This is a genomic window from Streptomyces caniferus, from assembly GCF_009811555.1.
GTDB lineage: Bacteria > Actinomycetota > Actinomycetes > Streptomycetales > Streptomycetaceae > Streptomyces > Streptomyces caniferus.
The window spans coordinates 957,643-973,041 of record NZ_BLIN01000003.1; the positions used below are offsets into that span (position 1 = coordinate 957,643).

Annotated in this window: 16 protein-coding genes; 10 read left to right on the plus strand and 6 right to left on the minus strand. The window is 72.4% G+C overall.

Going from position 1 to position 15,399, the window contains the following annotated elements:
- Positions 1-10: 10 nt before the first annotated feature.
- Entirely contained in the window at positions 11-418 is a 408-nt protein-coding gene (locus Scani_RS12885; RefSeq protein WP_246295740.1) for a MerR family transcriptional regulator, read from the plus strand.
- A 100-nt stretch (positions 419-518) separates the two neighbouring features.
- On the opposite strand, the gene Scani_RS12890 is transcribed toward Scani_RS12885, so the two are convergent.
- Both Scani_RS12890 and Scani_RS12895 read right to left on the minus strand, forming a co-directional pair.
- Positions 519-1,649 (minus strand): acyl-CoA dehydrogenase family protein, encoded by a 1,131-nt coding sequence (locus tag Scani_RS12890; protein WP_159474085.1) that lies wholly within the window; start codon positions 1,647-1,649, stop codon positions 519-521.
- Positions 1,650-2,004: 355 nt separating this feature from the next.
- Positions 2,005-2,496, minus strand: coding sequence for an SRPBCC family protein (locus Scani_RS12895; RefSeq protein ID WP_218039179.1), 492 nt, complete (start codon positions 2,494-2,496; stop codon positions 2,005-2,007).
- Positions 2,497-2,708: 212 nt separating this feature from the next.
- Here Scani_RS12895 and Scani_RS12900 point away from each other — a divergent pair, with 212 nt between their 5' ends.
- The 3 genes from Scani_RS12900 to Scani_RS12910 are packed head-to-tail and all read left to right on the plus strand — an operon-like array spanning position 2,709 to position 5,025.
- Positions 2,709-3,494, plus strand: coding sequence for an SDR family NAD(P)-dependent oxidoreductase (locus Scani_RS12900; protein WP_159474088.1), 786 nt, complete (start codon positions 2,709-2,711; stop codon positions 3,492-3,494).
- A gap of 41 nt (positions 3,495-3,535) precedes the next feature.
- On the plus strand, positions 3,536-4,069 hold the full coding sequence (locus tag Scani_RS40350) for a flavin reductase family protein (protein ID WP_159474090.1): 534 nt from the start codon (positions 3,536-3,538) through the stop codon (positions 4,067-4,069).
- Positions 4,066-5,025 carry an MBL fold metallo-hydrolase gene (locus Scani_RS12910; RefSeq protein ID WP_371872341.1) on the plus strand — a complete coding sequence of 320 codons (960 nt, stop codon included), beginning with the start codon at positions 4,066-4,068 and terminating at the stop codon, positions 5,023-5,025. Before Scani_RS40350 ends, Scani_RS12910 begins: the two co-directional genes overlap by 4 nt.
- 146 nt (positions 5,026-5,171) lie before the next feature.
- Here Scani_RS12910 and Scani_RS12915 read toward each other — a convergent pair whose 3' ends face one another.
- A complete protein-coding gene (locus tag Scani_RS12915) occupies positions 5,172-5,621 on the minus strand; it encodes a nuclear transport factor 2 family protein (protein ID WP_246295741.1) in 450 nt (149 codons plus the stop codon).
- Between the two features lie 276 nt (positions 5,622-5,897).
- On the opposite strand from Scani_RS12915, the gene Scani_RS12920 reads away from it, so the two are divergent.
- Both Scani_RS12920 and Scani_RS12925 read left to right on the plus strand, forming a co-directional pair.
- Entirely contained in the window at positions 5,898-6,374 is a 477-nt protein-coding gene (locus Scani_RS12920) for an Lrp/AsnC family transcriptional regulator (RefSeq protein WP_159474095.1), read from the plus strand.
- Positions 6,375-6,400: 26 nt separating this feature from the next.
- Entirely contained in the window at positions 6,401-7,123 is a 723-nt protein-coding gene (locus Scani_RS12925; RefSeq protein ID WP_159474097.1) for an HAD family hydrolase, read from the plus strand.
- 9 nt (positions 7,124-7,132) lie between these two features.
- On the opposite strand, the gene Scani_RS12930 is transcribed toward Scani_RS12925, so the two are convergent.
- Entirely contained in the window at positions 7,133-8,212 is a 1,080-nt protein-coding gene (locus Scani_RS12930; RefSeq protein ID WP_159474099.1) for a sugar ABC transporter substrate-binding protein, read from the minus strand.
- A gap of 623 nt (positions 8,213-8,835) precedes the next feature.
- The gene (locus Scani_RS12935) at positions 8,836-9,675 is read right to left on the minus strand and encodes an SDR family oxidoreductase (protein WP_159474102.1); all 840 of its coding nucleotides are present in this window, start codon (positions 9,673-9,675) and stop codon (positions 8,836-8,838) included.
- Positions 9,676-9,772: 97 nt separating this feature from the next.
- Here Scani_RS12935 and Scani_RS12940 point away from each other — a divergent pair, with 97 nt between their 5' ends.
- A complete protein-coding gene (locus tag Scani_RS12940) occupies positions 9,773-10,234 on the plus strand; it encodes a MarR family winged helix-turn-helix transcriptional regulator (RefSeq protein WP_159474104.1) in 462 nt (153 codons plus the stop codon).
- Between the two features lie 18 nt (positions 10,235-10,252).
- Here the strand turns inward: Scani_RS12940 and Scani_RS12945 are convergent, their stop codons facing one another.
- On the minus strand, positions 10,253-11,416 hold the full coding sequence (locus tag Scani_RS12945; protein ID WP_246295886.1) for a PucR family transcriptional regulator: 1,164 nt from the start codon (positions 11,414-11,416) through the stop codon (positions 10,253-10,255).
- Between the two features lie 115 nt (positions 11,417-11,531).
- Here Scani_RS12945 and Scani_RS12950 point away from each other — a divergent pair, with 115 nt between their 5' ends.
- From Scani_RS12950 to Scani_RS12960, 3 genes are all read left to right on the plus strand, one after another.
- Positions 11,532-12,701 carry a lactate 2-monooxygenase gene (locus Scani_RS12950; RefSeq protein ID WP_159474110.1) on the plus strand — a complete coding sequence of 390 codons (1,170 nt, stop codon included), beginning with the start codon at positions 11,532-11,534 and terminating at the stop codon, positions 12,699-12,701.
- Complete coding sequence (locus Scani_RS12955; RefSeq protein WP_159474113.1) at positions 12,698-13,711, plus strand: 2-hydroxyacid dehydrogenase; 1,014 nt, start codon at positions 12,698-12,700, stop codon at positions 13,709-13,711. The genes Scani_RS12950 and Scani_RS12955 overlap by 4 nt, the downstream gene beginning before the upstream one ends.
- 357 nt (positions 13,712-14,068) lie before the next feature.
- The gene (locus tag Scani_RS12960; protein WP_159474116.1) at positions 14,069-15,355 is read left to right on the plus strand and encodes an MFS transporter; all 1,287 of its coding nucleotides are present in this window, start codon (positions 14,069-14,071) and stop codon (positions 15,353-15,355) included.
- Positions 15,356-15,399: the final 44 nt, after the last annotated feature.

The window sequence follows — 15,399 nt, forward strand, 5'->3', positions numbered from 1 at the left end:
AGGCGGGCGCGTGAGCGGCGAGCACATGCAGATCGGCGAGGTCGCCGCGCGGACCGGGCTGTCGCTGCGCACCATCCGGCACTACGAGGAGACCGGCCTGGTCATCCCCTCGGCCCGCTCCCAGGGCGGATTCCGTCTGTACACCGAGACGGACGTGGCCCGCCTGATGGTGATCCGCCGCATGAAGCCGCTCGGCTTCACCCTGGAGGAGATGCGCGAGCTGCTCGCTGCCGTCGACCGCCTCGACTCCGGCGGGCCTCTGCCCGCCGGGGAGCGCGAGGAACTGCTCGGGCAGCTCCGTGCCTTCGAGCAGGCCGCCCAGCAGCGGGTGGCGGACCTGCGTACGCAGCTGGCGCGGGCGGAGGAGTTCGCGGCCACGCTGCGCGAACGGCTGCCGCGGGACACGGCCCGCTCGTAGCTCCGTGGTGGCGCGCCCCGGGCGAGTGGGCCGGGGCGACGGGCCATCCCCGCCGAAGGAGGGGATCCACCGCATCCACCGCCGCCCGGACCCGCTCCGGTCAGACCCCGGCCGCCCCCAGCAGCACCGCCGAGTAGTTCTTGCGGGCCGCCGTGTCGTACTGCAGCGCGATGTGACCGGCGGCCGAGGTGACGTCCCGCCACAGCCGCTGGAGCGGTGAGGACTCCCCCAGGCCGCCGGTTCCCGCCGCACGGACCAGCAGGCCGACGGCGTCGGTGCACAGCTCGGCGGCGAAGGTGGCGTTGCGCTCGTTGCGGGCCATGTGCTCGGGCGTGAAGCGGCGCTCGTCGAGCACCTCGGCGTTCTCCTCGACGAGGTGGCGTGCGGCGTCGATCCGGCCCGAGGCGCGGACCAGCAGCAGTTCGTTCGTGGGGTTGCGGCGCCGGCCGCTCATGGTCGCCGCGCTCGCCGCCAGCGCGCCGGCGGCGGCTCCCACGACCGGCGCGATGAAGGTCAGTCCGCCGACGGCCTGGAACGGCACGTGGTGGGCGGCCACGTCGGAGTCGGGGCTGCGGCCGGCCAGCATGTCGGCCCGGTCGAACGACAGATGGCCGGGGACGGCGACCCCGTCCACCGACACGGTGTGGCTGCCGGTGGCCCGCATCCCCACGTTGTCCCAGGTCCGCTCGACGGTGCAGACCGCACGCGGCAGGGCGAAGAACCGCATCGGGGGCGGCCCGTCGCCGCCGTCCGGGCCGCCGGGCACCGTGGCACAGACCAGCACCCGGTCGGCGAAGTCGATGCCGCTGACGTACGCCCAACGGCCGGTGAGCCGCCAGCCGTCGCCGTCGGGCACCGCGCGGCCGCCGGGCATCAGGGCGGTGGCGATCACCGGGTCCGGGCCGGTTCCCCAGACCTCCTGGTGGCCGGGGGCGGGCAGATGGCCGGTGAAGCGGGCCGAGTAGGCGCTGAGCGAGGCGCACCAGGCGGTCGCCGCGCAGGCCTCCCCGAGCGTGAGGACCGCGCGGGTCAGCTCCGCGAACGTCCCCTCGGTGCCGCCCCAGGACCGGGCCACGAAGTGCCGGGCGAAGCCGGCGGCGCGCAGGGCGTCGATGACGTCGGGAGAGAGCGTTCCGGTGCGGTCCGCCTCGGCCGCGTGCTCGGCCGCGAGGATGCGCACCTTCTCCGCGGCCGGGACGAGCCCGGTGTCCAGCTGTGTTTCGGCAGGCATCCTCATGTCCTCCTGTGATGGCGGGCCTTGTGGTGCGGTGACCGGTCAGGGTGCGGGGACGGGCTAGAGGCCGGCTGCACCGGGTCTGGAACGCGGCCGGCGAAGGGCCCCGTTGGCCTGGGCCGGGGAAACCGGCGAGGCCCCGGACCACGCCGTTGGGGTCCGGGGCCTCGGAAGGCAGGGGCGTACGGGGTGCGGGCGTCCCTGCGCGGTGGCGCGGCGTGTCCTGGGGTGGTGGACGCGCCGCGCGCCACACGGCGGCGGGGCACCGCCGCGGGAGCCGGTGGGTGGACGGGAGGGAGGCGGGCCGGGGAAGCGGGCCGTCGGCCGCCGCGTCCCGGCCGGTCGTGGCTGCTCAGATGGCTCGGGCGAAGCGCTCCAGCGTCTCCCCCGGGCTCGGCCCGTCGAGTGCCTTGAAGATGCCCTGCGCACCCTCACCGTGCCGGTGCAGCTTGACGTGTGCCAGCTCCACCTTGGTGGTGTGGGCGTCGACGGCCGTGAAGTCGACCTCGATCTCGCTCGCCCGCTCGTCGTCCGGGATGGACTGCCAGTGCCCGTCGATGCGCCAGGTCATCACGAGACGGCGCGGCGGGTCCCACTCCAGGACGCGGCCCCAGGCGATCTCGTTGCCGTCCACGTCCCACTCGTAGTAGCGGCCGCCGACGCCGGGTTCGAAGGCGAGGCCGGCGCGTTCCTTCTTGACGAGGATGTGCGACGGCGGCCACCAGTCCGCGGGACGCTCGGTGAACACCTTGAAGCAGTGCTCGGGTGTGGCCGCGACCGTCACCGACTTGCGTACGTCCGGGATCGTCTGCGGCGGTGTCGGTGCCTGTGTCTGCTCGGGCACGGCTCCTCCTTCGTGCTTCGTGTCCTTCGTGGCTGGGCGCACCGGCACGCTGACCGGCCGGCCTCGACACCGCGTCGAGTCCCGCTCGACCCGCCGCCCGGCGCCTCCCGTTGGGCCCTCGGCCGCCCGCCGCGCTCCAGAGGCGGTCGAGAAGCGCGCAAGGCCGCGCCGCCACCGTCGGCAGTCCGCGGCCACGACAACGGGAGAGCACCATGACTGACGCACCACGACGAGTCGCCTTCGTCACCGGCGCCACCAGCGGGATCGGCCTGGCCGTCACCGAGCTGCTGGCCCGTCGGGGCAGTGCCGTGTTCGGCGTGTCCCGTGGCGAGGAGAACGTGCGCAGCACCGTCAAGCGGCTGCGCGCCGAGGGTCTGGAGGTCTCCGGGACCACCTGCGACGTCTCCTCGGCGGAGCAGATCCGCGCGGCGGTCGGGCAGGCCGTCGACACCTACGGACGCATCGACATCCTCGTGAACAACGCGGGCCGCAACGGCGGCGGCGAGACCGCGAAGATCGACGACGCGACCTGGCTCGATGTCATCGACACCAACCTCAACAGCGTGTTCCGGGTCACCCGCGAGGTGCTGACCACCGGCCGGATGCAGGACGGGACCTGGGGCCGCATCGTCAGCATCGCGTCCACGGGCGGCAAACAGGGTGTGGTGCTGGCGGCGCCGTACTCGGCCTCGAAGCACGGCGTGGTCGGCTTCAGCAAGGCCGTGGGCCTGGAGCTGGCCAAGACCGGCATCACCGTCAACGCGGTCTGCCCCGGTTTCGTCGAGACGCCGATGGCACAGCGCGTCCGCCAGGGCCACGCCGAGTACTTCGGCATCTCGGAACGGGACGTCCAGGACAGGTTCGAGGCCAGGATCCCGACCGGCCGCTATGTCACCCCCGAGGAAGTGGCCGGCCTGGTGGGCTACTTGACCACCGACGCCGCCGCCTCGGTCACCGCGCAGGCGCTCAACGTCTGCGGCGGACTCGGCAATTACTGATCCGGCACCCCGCCGCGGACGACAGAGACGGAGCCCCACCGATGACCGACCCCGGAACCACCCTGCTGGACACTCCCGACACCGCCACGTTCCGGGCGGCCATGGGAGCCTTCCCGACCGGCGTCACCCTGCTGACCCAGGGCAGCGGCGACGGGACGATCGTGATGACGCTCAACAGCCTCGCCTCGGTCTCCCTCGACCCGCTGCTGATCCTGGTGTCCGTGAAGAAGGACGGCCGGATGCGGCCGAGGATCCGGCGCGGCGGCGGCTACGCCGTCAACGTGCTCGGCGAGCAGCACCGCGACCTGTCCTCGGAGTTCGCCCGGCCGGACCGTCCGGAGGGGCAGCGGGCGATGACCCGCATCGGCGCGGTCGAGGGCACCACCGGCAACGCCGTCGTCCCGTCCGCCGTGGCCGCCTTCGAATGCCGGCTGGAGACGGAGTACGAGGCCGGCGACCACGTCCTGCTGATCGGCCGGGTGGTGGCCGTGCACCGCGCGCCCGACGCGGCCCGGCCGCTGGTCTTCCACCAGGGCCGCTACACCCGGCTGTCCGCCACCGGGGAGACCGCGTGAACACCCCCACCGCCGCGGTCGGCTCCGCCGCGGCCCGCACCCCGCGCCCGTCGGCCGGGGCGCCCGCCCTGCGGGAGCTGGCCGACGGCGTCTTCGTCTACGAACAGCCCGACGGCGGCTGGTGTCTGAACAACGCCGGAGTGATTACAGGAGGCGGCCGGTGCGTCCTGGTCGACACGGTGGCGACCCGCGCCAGGGCCGAGCGGCTGCGCGACGAGGTGGCGCGCGTGGCGCCCGGCGGCCCGGACACCGTGGTCAACACCCACTTCCATGGCGATCATGTCTTCGGCAACTCCCTCTTCACCCCCCGCGCCACCGTCATCGCCCATGAGGGGACCCGCAGTGACATGGCCGAGTCGGGGCTCGGCCTGTGCCGGCTGTGGCCGGACGTCGACTGGGGCGAGGTCGCCCTCGCCCTTCCCGACCTGACGTTCACCGAGCGGCTGACGCTGCGCGCCGGTGAACTGCGCATCGAACTGCTCCACGTCGGCCCGGCCCACACCGCGAACGACGTGGTCGTCTGGGTGCCCGAACACCGGGTGCTGTTCACCGGGGACGTGGTGTGGTCGCAGGTGACGCCCTATGTCCTGATGGGCTCGGTCTCCGGTTCCCTGCGCGCGCTGGAGCGGCTGCGCGCCCTGGGGCCGCGGACCGTCGTCCCCGGCCACGGCCCGGTCGGCGGTCCCGAGGTGCTGGACGCCACGGAGGACTATCTGCGCTGGCTGGCCCGGTCGGCGCGGGACGGCCTGCGGGCCGGGCGCACCCCGCTGGAAACCGCCCGCGCCACCGACCTGGGCCGCTTCGCCGGACTGGTGGACCCCGAGCGGCTGGTCGGCAACCTGCACCGCGCCCACGCGGAGGCGACGGGTCTGGCGCCCGGCGCCCGTATCGACGTCGCGGCCTCCTGCCAGGAGATGGTCGCCTACCTCGGGCACCTCCCGGCCTGCCACGCCTGAGGACCGCTCCCGCAGCGAGCGGGCCGCCCGCGGACCACGCGTGAGGGCGGTGGGAGATCTCCCACCGCCCTCATCGCCCGCGCACCGCCGGACCGCGCCTCGGTGCCTGCCGTGCCGGCGCCCGCGTGGTACCCGGAGGCGTGCCGTCAGACGGCGGCCGGGGCATCGCGGTGGATCACCCGCGACCGCGTCAGCAACTGTCCCTCCCGCCGCACCAGCACATCCTCGACCGTGAAGGTCGGTTCGAAGGTGACGACGCCCGCCCGGTCGGTCCGGGTGACCAGGGAGTAGTACGACACCCTCAGCTCCTCGCCCGGTTCGTCGGCGGGCTCGATCAGCACGTGGTCGAACCAGTGCCGTACAGCGATGTCGCGGTAGCGGGGCAGCGCCGCGCGCATCCCGGCGACCATGGCCTCCCGGCCCTTCGCCACCTCGCCGTTGGCGTGCAGCACTTCACCGTCCTCGGTGAAGGTCTCGGCGAAGCCCTCGATGTCCAGGGCGTCCACGCGGCGCATCTGGCGCGCGTAGAAGGTCCGCACCTCGGCGTAGAGGTCCCCGGTGACCTGACGTTCCGTTGTCCGTACCACCTGCGACACGGCTGCTCCCTCCGCTGAACGCCGGCCGCCACGGACGGCGACCGGGCCGCGGCCCACTCTTCCGCCCGGGACTGCAGTACCTCTCCAGCGCCGCTGGAGCTCGGCGGCCGGCGACGGCGGGAAGCCGGGAGGACGGAGGCAGTGGGTTCGGGAGCGGCGCGGAGTGCGGCCGGTCCGGGAGGGCAGATGGCTCACCCGATTCCACCTTCACTGAGCCATTGGTACAGTCACCACTCCCCAGGAAGCCCGTCGTCCCCGTGAGGAGGCCGTAGCACCATGGCCGTGGATGCCCTCGATGCCAAGATCCTCCGGCTGCTGCTGGAGCAGCCGCGCACCAGTGTGCGGGAGTACGCGCGCCTCCTCGGTGTCGCCCGGGGAACCGTGCAGGCGCGCCTCGACCGCCTCGAACGGGACGGCGTGATCACCGCCTACAGCCCCCGGCTGTCCCCCGCCGCGCTCGGCCACCCCGTGCTCGCCTTCGTGCACATCGAGGTCACCCAGGGCCATCTGGAGGAGGTGGCCGACGCCCTGGCAGAGGTCCCGCAGATCATCGAGGCGTTCTCGACGACCGGTGGCGGGGACCTGCTGACCCGGGTGGTGGCACGGGACGCGGAGCATCTGGAGGATGTGATCCAGCGGCTGATCAGCCTGCCGGGCGTGGTCCGCACCCGTACGGAGGTGGCGTTGCGCGAGCGGGTGCCGCACCGGATGCTGCCGTTGGTCGAGGCGGTGGGCAGCGCCGGGTCGCGCTGAGCCGGCCGCTTGGCATGCTGGGGGACATGAGCACCTCCGCCGCCTCCAGGGTCACGTCCGCCCCACCCGCTCCGGTGATCTTCGACCTCGACGGCACGCTGGTGGACAGCGAGCCGAACTACTACGAGGCGGGGCGCCGGCTGCTGGCCGGGTACGGCGTGCCGGACTTCAGCTGGGAGCACCACGCCCGCTTCATCGGCATCGGCACCCGCGAGACGCTGGAGATCCTCAGCCGGGAGTTCGGCATCGACGCGCCGCTCGAGGAGCTGCTGGCCGGCAAGAACCGCACCTATCTGGAGCTGGCGCGGGCGCACACCGAGGTCTTCCCCGAGATGCGCACGTTCGTGGAGCGGCTGGCGGCGGCCGGGCATCCGATGGCCGTGGCGTCCGGTTCGTCGCGGGCCGCGATCGAGGCGGTGCTGTCCGGTACGGGGCTCGATGCGCTGCTGACCACCGTGGTGTCCGCGGAGGAGGTGGCGCACGGCAAGCCCGAGCCGGATGTGTTCCTGGAGGCGGCACACCGGCTGGGTGTCGAACCCGTCCGCTGTGTGGTGCTGGAGGACGCGGCGCCCGGTGCGCTCGCGGCACACCGGGCGGGAATGCGGTGCATCGCCGTTCCGTATGTGACCGCGACCGCCGACGACCCGGCTTTCGCGAGCGCCGGGCTGCTGTTCAAGGGCGGTCAGGGGGAATTCACGGCGCGGGCCGCATACGACTGGCTCGGGCAGCCGGCCGGTTCTTCCCCCTGACCGGGGCGGTCACTCCAGGTCGAGGGACTTGCATTCGGCGGCGAGACCGGCGCACAGCAGATCGATCCGGACGGCGCCGTCGCGGACGACGGTGTCCTTCATATTCTTCGGGGTGACGATCTGCGCCTTGAACAGCTGGGCCGGGATACCGGACTTGCTCTTGTTGTCGGCGGTGGCCGACGTGAGGGGCTTGATGCTCTTGCCCCGCAGCAGACGGAAGGCGATTTCCGCGGCGGTTTCGGCCTCCGGCCGGACTTCCTTGTAAATGGTGAAGGACTGGGTCCCGGCGACCAGCCGCTGCAGCGCGGGGAGTTCGGCGTCCTGGCCACCGACCGGCACATTCTTGATACCGGCCGACTTGAGTGCCGCGGCGATACCGCTCGCCATCCCGTCGTTGGCCGAGTAGACGGCGTCGAATCCCTCCGGGCCATGGGCGTCGATGAAGTCGCCCATCTCCTTCTTGGCCGCCGCCGCGGACCAGTCGGGGATGTCCTTCTCGAAGACGACCTTACGGACCTTGCCGTCGAGGACCTCGTGCGCGCCCTTCTTGTAGGACGGCGCATTCGGGTCGGTCGGCGAGCCGTTCATCATGACGACGTCGGACGTGGCCGCCTGGGAACCGAGGGCCGCGAGAATGCCCTTCCCCTGGAGGCGGCCGATCTTCTCGTTGTCGTACGAGACATAGGCCGCGACATCGCCCTCGGCGAGCCGGTCGTACGCCACGACCTTGACGCCCTTCTTGGCGGCCGAGTCCACCCAGCTCTTGGCTGCCTGGGCGTCGACCGGGTCCAGGATGATGACCTTGACGCCCTTCTTCACGAGGGCCTCGAACTGGCTCTTCTGGGCGTCGACCTGCTGCTCGGCATTGTGGTAGTCGACTTTGCATTCGAGGCAGAGGGAAGCAATGCGCGACGAAATGATGCGACGGTCGAACTTCTCGTACCGGGCCGCTTTGCTCTCCGGCAGCAGCAACCCGATGGAGTCCTTGCCGGCACCGGTGTCCTGGTGATCGTTCCCGCACGCCGCCAAGGGCGCTGCAAGCGATATCGCCATTGCGCCGGTGAGGGCACGCCGCATTATTGCATTCATTCCCGGTACCTCCAAAGGGGCCTCCTGACCGGCCCAGAACGGCTGAAGTGAACGTCATCTTCGGCCCTACCGTCAAGAAACGAAGCAACAACGATATGGAAGTGTACTGTGATTTGACTCTCCGAAGCCCCGTCACTCGACAGGCGTTCCGGACGGTATCGAAACGGTCAATTCATTCCGGAACACGCCGTATCGCTCCGACTCCCGTCCGTCACCTCGGCCGCCTGAAGTGGGCGGAAGCCCGGCCCCACACCGCCACACAGGGGTCCAACCAGGCATTATGCGTGCGGAGTTGAGCGACCGCACGACTCCGTGGACTCATTCGCGAGCACGGTGGCTCTTTTCGTCGCACCCATCGGGCCGCAAGGGCCGAGAGGAATAGGTGCTGCCCACAGCTTTTCCGCGGCGTCGTCGCGCCGGGCGGCAAGTGGTCAAGACCAATTCGGGTCGAGCCGGCGACGTCCGGACGACGGCGGCCGCCCCGACCATTCCACTCCCCCGCCGAATTGGGCGACCGTAAATGGGGAACCCCTGGGAATGTCTTTAGATTGATTTTTTCCGCCCGGGCCCTCTTCGCAAGAGAATCCGGGCGGCGTCGACCCCCTGACCCGTCCGCGCCGGGATCAGCCCACCCAGTTACCCGTGAGGCCGAGCACCGCCGAACCGTCCAGGTCGGCGAGCTTGGTACCGGTGAAGCCGCGCGCCCAGTCCGACGTCTGGATACGGAACGCGGGCCGGTCCGCGGTGAGCGCCTCCAGCACGGCCTCGGCGGCCTCGGCCGGGGTCTGCGCGCCGTCGAGGAACTGCCCGACGGTGCGGTCCAGATAGGCCTGCAGCGCGTCGGCGTAGGGGCCCGCGGCGGCGACCTCGCCCGCCAGGTCGAGCCCGATGTTGTTGACGAACTCGGTCGCCACGGCGCCGGGCTCGACGACGGAGACCGCCACCCCGAGCCGCGCCGCCACCGGCGCCAGGCTCTCCATGTAGCCCTCGACGGCGAACTTGGCCGCGCAGTAGGCCTCGTTGAAGGGCTGGCCGATGACCCCGCCGACGCTGGTGACGGTGATCAGGCGGCCACCGGAGGCACGCAGGTGCGGCAGTGCCGCCTTCGAGACATGAAGCACCCCGAAGAAGTTGACCTCCATCACCGTGCGCACCTCGGCGACGCTCTCGTTCTCCAGCGTGCCGAGGTGCCCGGCCCCCGCGTTGTTGATCACGGCGTCGAGGCGGCCGTGATCCGCGATCACCCCGTCGATCGCGGCGGCGACGGAGGCCTCGTCGGTGACATCGAGCTGCCGCACGTCGAGCTCCACCCCCGCTTCGGCGGCCGCCCCGCGCAGAGCGTCGGCGCGGCCGGTGTCGCGCAGCGTGGCCACGACCCGCCAGCCCGCCCGGGCCGCGGCGACGGCGGCGGCCAGGCCGATGCCGGAGGACGTGCCGGTGATCAGAACAACCTTGGAAGACATGGCGAACCTTTCGACCCCGTGTGACGGAGCAATTTAAGTGCGTGTACACACACCATAGACATTATGTGCGCACACACGCAACCGGTAGCCTTGCGGCATGGCGAAAAGGAAGCTCACCCAGACCGAGATGCCCGTGGCCGACCACGCCTTCTACGGGCTGGTCTGGGCCGGAGCCGTCCTCACCGAACGCGTGGACCGCGCCCTGACCAAGGCCCACGACCTGCCCGTCTCCTGGTTCGAGGTGATGCTCTGGCTCGCCTCCAGCGCGGACCCGGTCCCCGCCTCCGTGCTCGGCAACAGCACCATGCTCAGCCGCAGCCAGGTCTCCCGTGTGGTCGACGCGCTGCAGACCCGCGGGCTGGTCACCCGCACGCCCTCCGCACGCGACGCACGCTCCGTGGAGGTGTCCCTCACCCCGGAGGGCCGCCGGGTCTTCGAGGAGGCCGATGCCACCCGTCGCTCCTGCCTGGCCCCGGTGTTCACCGATCTCCTCGACGAGGAGGACCTCGCGGCGCTGAGCACGGTGTGGCGGAAGCTGAAGGCCGACAAGGACGCCTGAGAACGGGCCGCCCGCGCCTCAGTGGGCGATCGTCCGGGCGATGTCGAGCGTGAGCCGCTGCCAGGGGTCCCGCGGGTCCCGTGTGGTGAGGTCGCCGATGCGGCGCAGCCGGTAGCGCAGCGACTGCGGGTGGAGGCCGAGCCGCCGGGCGGCGGCGTTCGCGGAGCCGGTGTCGAGGTAGGTGGTGAGCGCCTCCATGAGGTGGCGGCGGCCGGGCTGGACGAGGGGGCCGAGGATCAGCCGGCCGATCTGTTCGGGAGTGGTGGCGGGGCGTCCGCCGAGGAGCGCCAGCACCTGGGCGTCACCGTCCGTCAGAACCCGTCCGGGGTGGTGGGCGTGGGCGGGTGCCGCGTCCAGGGCATCGGCCGCGAGACGGTAGGCGACGGCGATCCGGTCCAGGCTCTCCCCCGAGATCGCACAGCCGCGCAGGCCCCGCTCGTCCAGGGCCCGGGGCGCGACCCGGCCGGCCTCGGCGGGCAGCAGCAGGACCAGGCGCGAGCCCCGGACCGTCGCCGGCAGGGTGGGATCGCCGCCCGGTCCGTCGAACGCGGCCAGGAGCCCGGCGGCCGCCTCCTGTGTCACGCCCGTGCCGTCACCTTCGGCGGGCTCGGCCACCAACAGGCAGTAGGGGTCCGGGAGTTGCCTGCCCAGCCGGGCGGCGCGGTCGGTCAGCGCGCCGACGGAGGCGTGCCGTCCCGCGATCAGGTCGTCGAGGAGCAGGCGCAGCGCCCGGTCGCGGTCCGCGGTGAGATCCTCGCTGGTGGCGGTGTAGGCCGTGGCCATCTCCTCGGAGAGGGTGTCGAGGGTGGTCAGCGCCATCCGTGCCAGCGCGAAGGCGTCCGCCGCGCCCGGCGGGGGCGTCGTGGCCGCCACCTCGTCGGTCATCACCGTCGCCGCGATCCGGTAGGCCCTCAGGACCGCCTGCATCGGGCGGCCGTCCGCGGCCCGCGCCGCCGCGATACCGCGGAACCGGCGGACGTCGGCCGGGGTGAGCGCACCGTCGGTGACCCAGAGGTGGAGCAGCCGGTCCAGCGCCCAGGCCGCGATGGCACGCACCTCGTGCAGCCGTCCGTCGTCGAGGGCGGCATACGCCGGCACCTGCTCGCGCACGGCGGCGACGATCGTCGCGACCACCCCCGGGTCGGCGATCAGCCGCTGCCTGACCCGCTCCCGTTCCTTCATCACAGGGTGATGATTCCACCCGCGTGTTGTGCGCACCGCGGTGGACGGGTGTTGTCACTGTCGCCAGGATCTCGGGTGAGCACGCAGTCTCAGCGACGAGAGGCGGGACGTACGGATGGCGAAGCACTGGGCGGACTTCCAGTACGAGATCTATCTCCACGGTATGACGGGCGCGGTACCGCGGCTGCCGACCGATCTGACGCGGCTGGAGGAGCTCGCCGAGCGGCGCCTGGGTCCCGGCCCGGTCGGTTACGTGGCGGGCAGCGCGGGCACCGGCAGCACCGCCGACGCCAACCGGACGGCGCTGCACCGCCGGCGGATCGTCCCGCAGCTGCTGCGCGAGGTGCACGAACGCGATCTGTCGGTGGAGGTGTGCGGGCGGACGCTGCCCGCGCCGCTCGCGCTGGCGCCCGTGGGCGTGCTGTCGATCATGCATCCGGACGCCGAGCCCGGAGCCGCACGGGCCGCCGCGGCCCAGGGCGTTCCGTACATCCTGTCGTCCGCCTCCAGCACCCCCATGGAAGAGGTCGCCGAGGCGATGGGCGACGGGGAGCGGTGGTTCCAGCTCTACTGGGCCAAGGACCGCGAGGTCACCAGGAGCTTTCTGCAGCGGGCGAAGGCGGCCGGGTACACCGCGCTGTTCGTCACCCTGGACACCCCGCTCCTCGCCTGGCGGCCCCGCGATCTCGACCAGGCGTACCTGCCGTTCCTGCACGGCGTGGGCACCGCCAACTACTTCACCGATCCGGCGTTCCGTGCGGGGCTCGCCAAGCCGGTGCACGAGGACCCGAACGCGGCCGTCATGCACTTCCTGGGGATGTTCGCCGACCCCGCCAAGACGTGGCCGGACCTGGCGTTCCTGCGCGAGAACTGGGACGGCCCGATCGTCCTCAAGGGCATCCTGCACCCGCAGGACGCCCTGCGGGCCGCCGAGGCGGGCATGGACGGGGTGGTGGTCTCCAACCACGGCGGCCGCCAGGTGGCGGGCTCCGTCGCCGCCGCCGATGCGCTCCCCCGCGTGGTGAAAGCGGCGGCCGACCGGCTCACCGTGCTCTTCGACAGCGGCATCCGCACCGGCGACGACATCTTCAAGGCGCTGGCCCTGGGCGCGAAGTCGGTGCTGGTGGGACGCCCGTACGCCTATGGGCTCGGCCTCGACGGCCAGGCGGGCGTCGAGCACGTCATCCGCTGTCTGCTCGCCGAGTTCGACCTGACCCTCGCGCTGTCCGGGCACTCCCGTCCGGCCACGCTGACCGCCGACGACCTCATCGAGGAATCCGCATGACCACCTCCCCCGACCCGTCCCCCGCCACCGGAGCCCGCCCCGTGCGCAACGTCCTCGCGGTGGTCTCGCCGCACGTCGGCGGCCGCGCCGCCGGAGCCGCGCTGAGCGGCCTCTTTCCCGGGCAGGCCCGGGTCACCGTCGTCGAGACGACCGATGAGGACCCCCGGGCGCTGCGCGAGGCCCATCTCCTCATCACCGGCCTGGGCCCGGTCACGGCCGCGCATCTCGCCGCCGCACCGGACCTGGAGGTCGTCCAGTGCGCCAGCCACGGCTTCGACTACGTGGACCTGGACGCGGCCCGCGAAAGGGGCATCCCGGTCTGCAACATCGGGTCCAGCGGAGCGGAGAAGCAGAACGTCGCCGAGCAGACCTTCGCCCTGATGCTGGCCCTGGCCAAGCAGCTGGTCCCGGCCCATACGGCGCTCGTCGAGGGCGACTGGGCGCTGCCGCGCCTCCAGCAGTCCATCACCGAGCTGTCCGGCAAGACCCTGGGCATCATCGGCCTCGGGCAGATCGGCGAGGAAGTGGCCCGCCGCGCCGTCGCGTTCGACATGGACATCGTCTACACCGGGCCGAGGCCGGTCGCCCCGGAGACCGCGGCCCGCCTCGGCAACGCCCGCCACCTGGGCCTCGACGAACTGCTGCGCACCTCCGACTACATCACCCTGCACGCCCCGCTCACCGACCGGACCCGCAATCTCCTCGACGCGGAGCGCCTGGCCCTCCTCAAGCCCACCGCCTTTGTGATCAACACGGCCCGCGGCGCCCTCATCGACCAGGACGCCCTCGCGGACGCCTTGGCGGCCGGTACCCTCGCCGGCGCCGGTATCGACGTCTTCGACCCCGAACCGCCCACGGCGGCCCTGCGGCTGCTCAAGGCCCCGAACGTGGTGCTCTCCCCGCACGTCGCGGGAGTCACCCGCGAGACGCTGGTCCGGATCGCCCTGGCCGCCGTGCAGAACGTCCTCGGCCATCTGGAGGGCCAGCCGCTGCGGGACGTCGTCTCGTAACGCCCGCGCCACGCCCGCCCGCCGGCGGTGCCGGCACGCTCCCGCACGACCGGCCGGTGCCGCCTGCGTGCGGGAGCGGCCGTGCCGATGCCGCCGCTCGGAGCGCGCCCCGGCCCTTCCCGGGGCTTCCGGATACCGTGCCTTCTCGCATTCCGGCCATTGTTCGGCGCATCGGTGCGGTACCGGTCCGGCTCAGTTGTGATCACCATGGACAGCGTTCCGCCGATCACCCCGGCCGGTCCGGCCGGTGCGCCACCGGGCTCGTGTCCGGGAGGCCCGGCGGAACATCTGCCAGGGCATCCCAGGGCCGTTCCGCGCTTCCGTGACGGCCGCAGCACGAAAGGCTGGTTCACCCGCGTGGAACCCCGTGGACGCACCCGTTGGGCGATGGGCGGACTCCTCGCCGGAGGCATCCTCGTCAACTTCCTCGACCGCACCGCGATATCGGTGGCGAGCTCCTCGATCGCCGACGACTTCGGGCTGGACCTCCAGCAACTCGGTGTGGTCCTCTCGGCCTTCACCTGGTCGTACTGCCTGGTCCAGTTGCCCGCCGGCCTGCTGGTGGACCTCCTGGGCGTCTCGCGGCTCACCCGGATCGCCTCCGCGTTATGGGCGGTGGCCGGGCTGCTGACCGCGGTGGCCGGCGGGGTGGGGCCCCTCATCGCGGCCCGGCTGCTGCTCGGGGTCGCCGAGGGGCCCTCGATGGTCGGCGCCTCCAAGGCGACCGCGGCGTGGTTCCCGCTCAGCGAGCGCGGGACGGCCACCGCGATGTTCGACGGAGCCACCAAGCTGGCCAACATGGTGGCCTTCCCGGTCCTGGCGTTCGTGATGAGCGAGTGGGGGTGGCGGGCCGGATTCCTGTTCACCGCCGTCGTGAGCGCGCTGTTCACCGCCGTGTGGTGGTGGGGCTACCGCGACCCTTCCGCGTACCGCTCGCTGGGTCCGGCGGAGCGCGCGTTCATCCTCGACGGCGGGGCACGGGACGTCGACCGGGGCGGGGCGCGGCAGTTCCGCTCGGCACTGCGTTCCGGCAGGATCTGGCTCCTGTCCTGCGGTTTCGCCTGCTACGGCTACACCATCAACATCGTGCTGACCTGGATGCCGGAGTTCCTCCAGCGCGAGTTCCACGTGCGGCTGCTGCAGTCCGGCCTCTACTCGATGATTCCGTGGGCGGTGGCGACGGTGGCCGAACTCCTCGTCGGGGGCTGGCTGGTGGACCGGCTGGTGCGCCGGGGCCGCGCTCCGTGGACGGTGCGCCGAACGGTGCTGACGTGCGGGCTGGCGCTCGGCGCGACCATCGGCGCCGCGGGGGGTGCCGGGTCGCCCACCGTCGCCGTCGTCTGGATGTCCCTCTCGCTGGCGGGGCTGGCCCTCGCCGCGCCCGTCGCCTGGGGCCTCCCGGGGCTGCTGGCCCCGCCGGGGACCGTGGGGGCGGTCAGCGGCCTGATGAACTTCCTCAATACGGCGGCCACGGCCGGCGGGGTGCTGCTCACCGGTCAACTGGCGCAGGTGACCGGATCGTTCGAGGCGCCGTTCCTGTTCGCCGTCGCCGTTCTGGCCCTCGGGGTCGCGCTCTACTGGGGGGCGCTGCGCCCGGCCGCGGTGGCGGACTCCGGCCCCGCCCGGCAGCTGGACCGGGTGTGAGGCCGTCCGCGGCCCTGCCGCCTCTTGCAGGAGCAACGCACCTG

Coding starts and splice junctions, on each gene's coding strand:
- Scani_RS12955 (WP_159474113.1), top strand. CDS start 12,698: ATGACCACCTCCCCCGACCCGTCCCCCGCCACCGGAGCCCGCCCCGTG.
- Scani_RS40350 (WP_159474090.1), top strand. CDS start 3,536: ATGACCGACCCCGGAACCACCCTGCTGGACACTCCCGACACCGCCACG.
- Scani_RS12920 (WP_159474095.1), top strand. CDS start 5,898: ATGGCCGTGGATGCCCTCGATGCCAAGATCCTCCGGCTGCTGCTGGAG.
- Scani_RS12950 (WP_159474110.1), top strand. CDS start 11,532: ATGGCGAAGCACTGGGCGGACTTCCAGTACGAGATCTATCTCCACGGT.
- Scani_RS12935 (WP_159474102.1), bottom strand. CDS start 9,675: ATGTCTTCCAAGGTTGTTCTGATCACCGGCACGTCCTCCGGCATCGGC.
- Scani_RS12945 (WP_246295886.1), bottom strand. CDS start 11,416: ATGAAGGAACGGGAGCGGGTCAGGCAGCGGCTGATCGCCGACCCGGGG.
- Scani_RS12890 (WP_159474085.1), bottom strand. CDS start 1,649: ATGCCTGCCGAAACACAGCTGGACACCGGGCTCGTCCCGGCCGCGGAG.
- Scani_RS12930 (WP_159474099.1), bottom strand. CDS start 8,212: ATGAATGCAATAATGCGGCGTGCCCTCACCGGCGCAATGGCGATATCG.
- Scani_RS12900 (WP_159474088.1), top strand. CDS start 2,709: ATGACTGACGCACCACGACGAGTCGCCTTCGTCACCGGCGCCACCAGC.
- Scani_RS12925 (WP_159474097.1), top strand. CDS start 6,401: ATGAGCACCTCCGCCGCCTCCAGGGTCACGTCCGCCCCACCCGCTCCG.
- Scani_RS12940 (WP_159474104.1), top strand. CDS start 9,773: ATGGCGAAAAGGAAGCTCACCCAGACCGAGATGCCCGTGGCCGACCAC.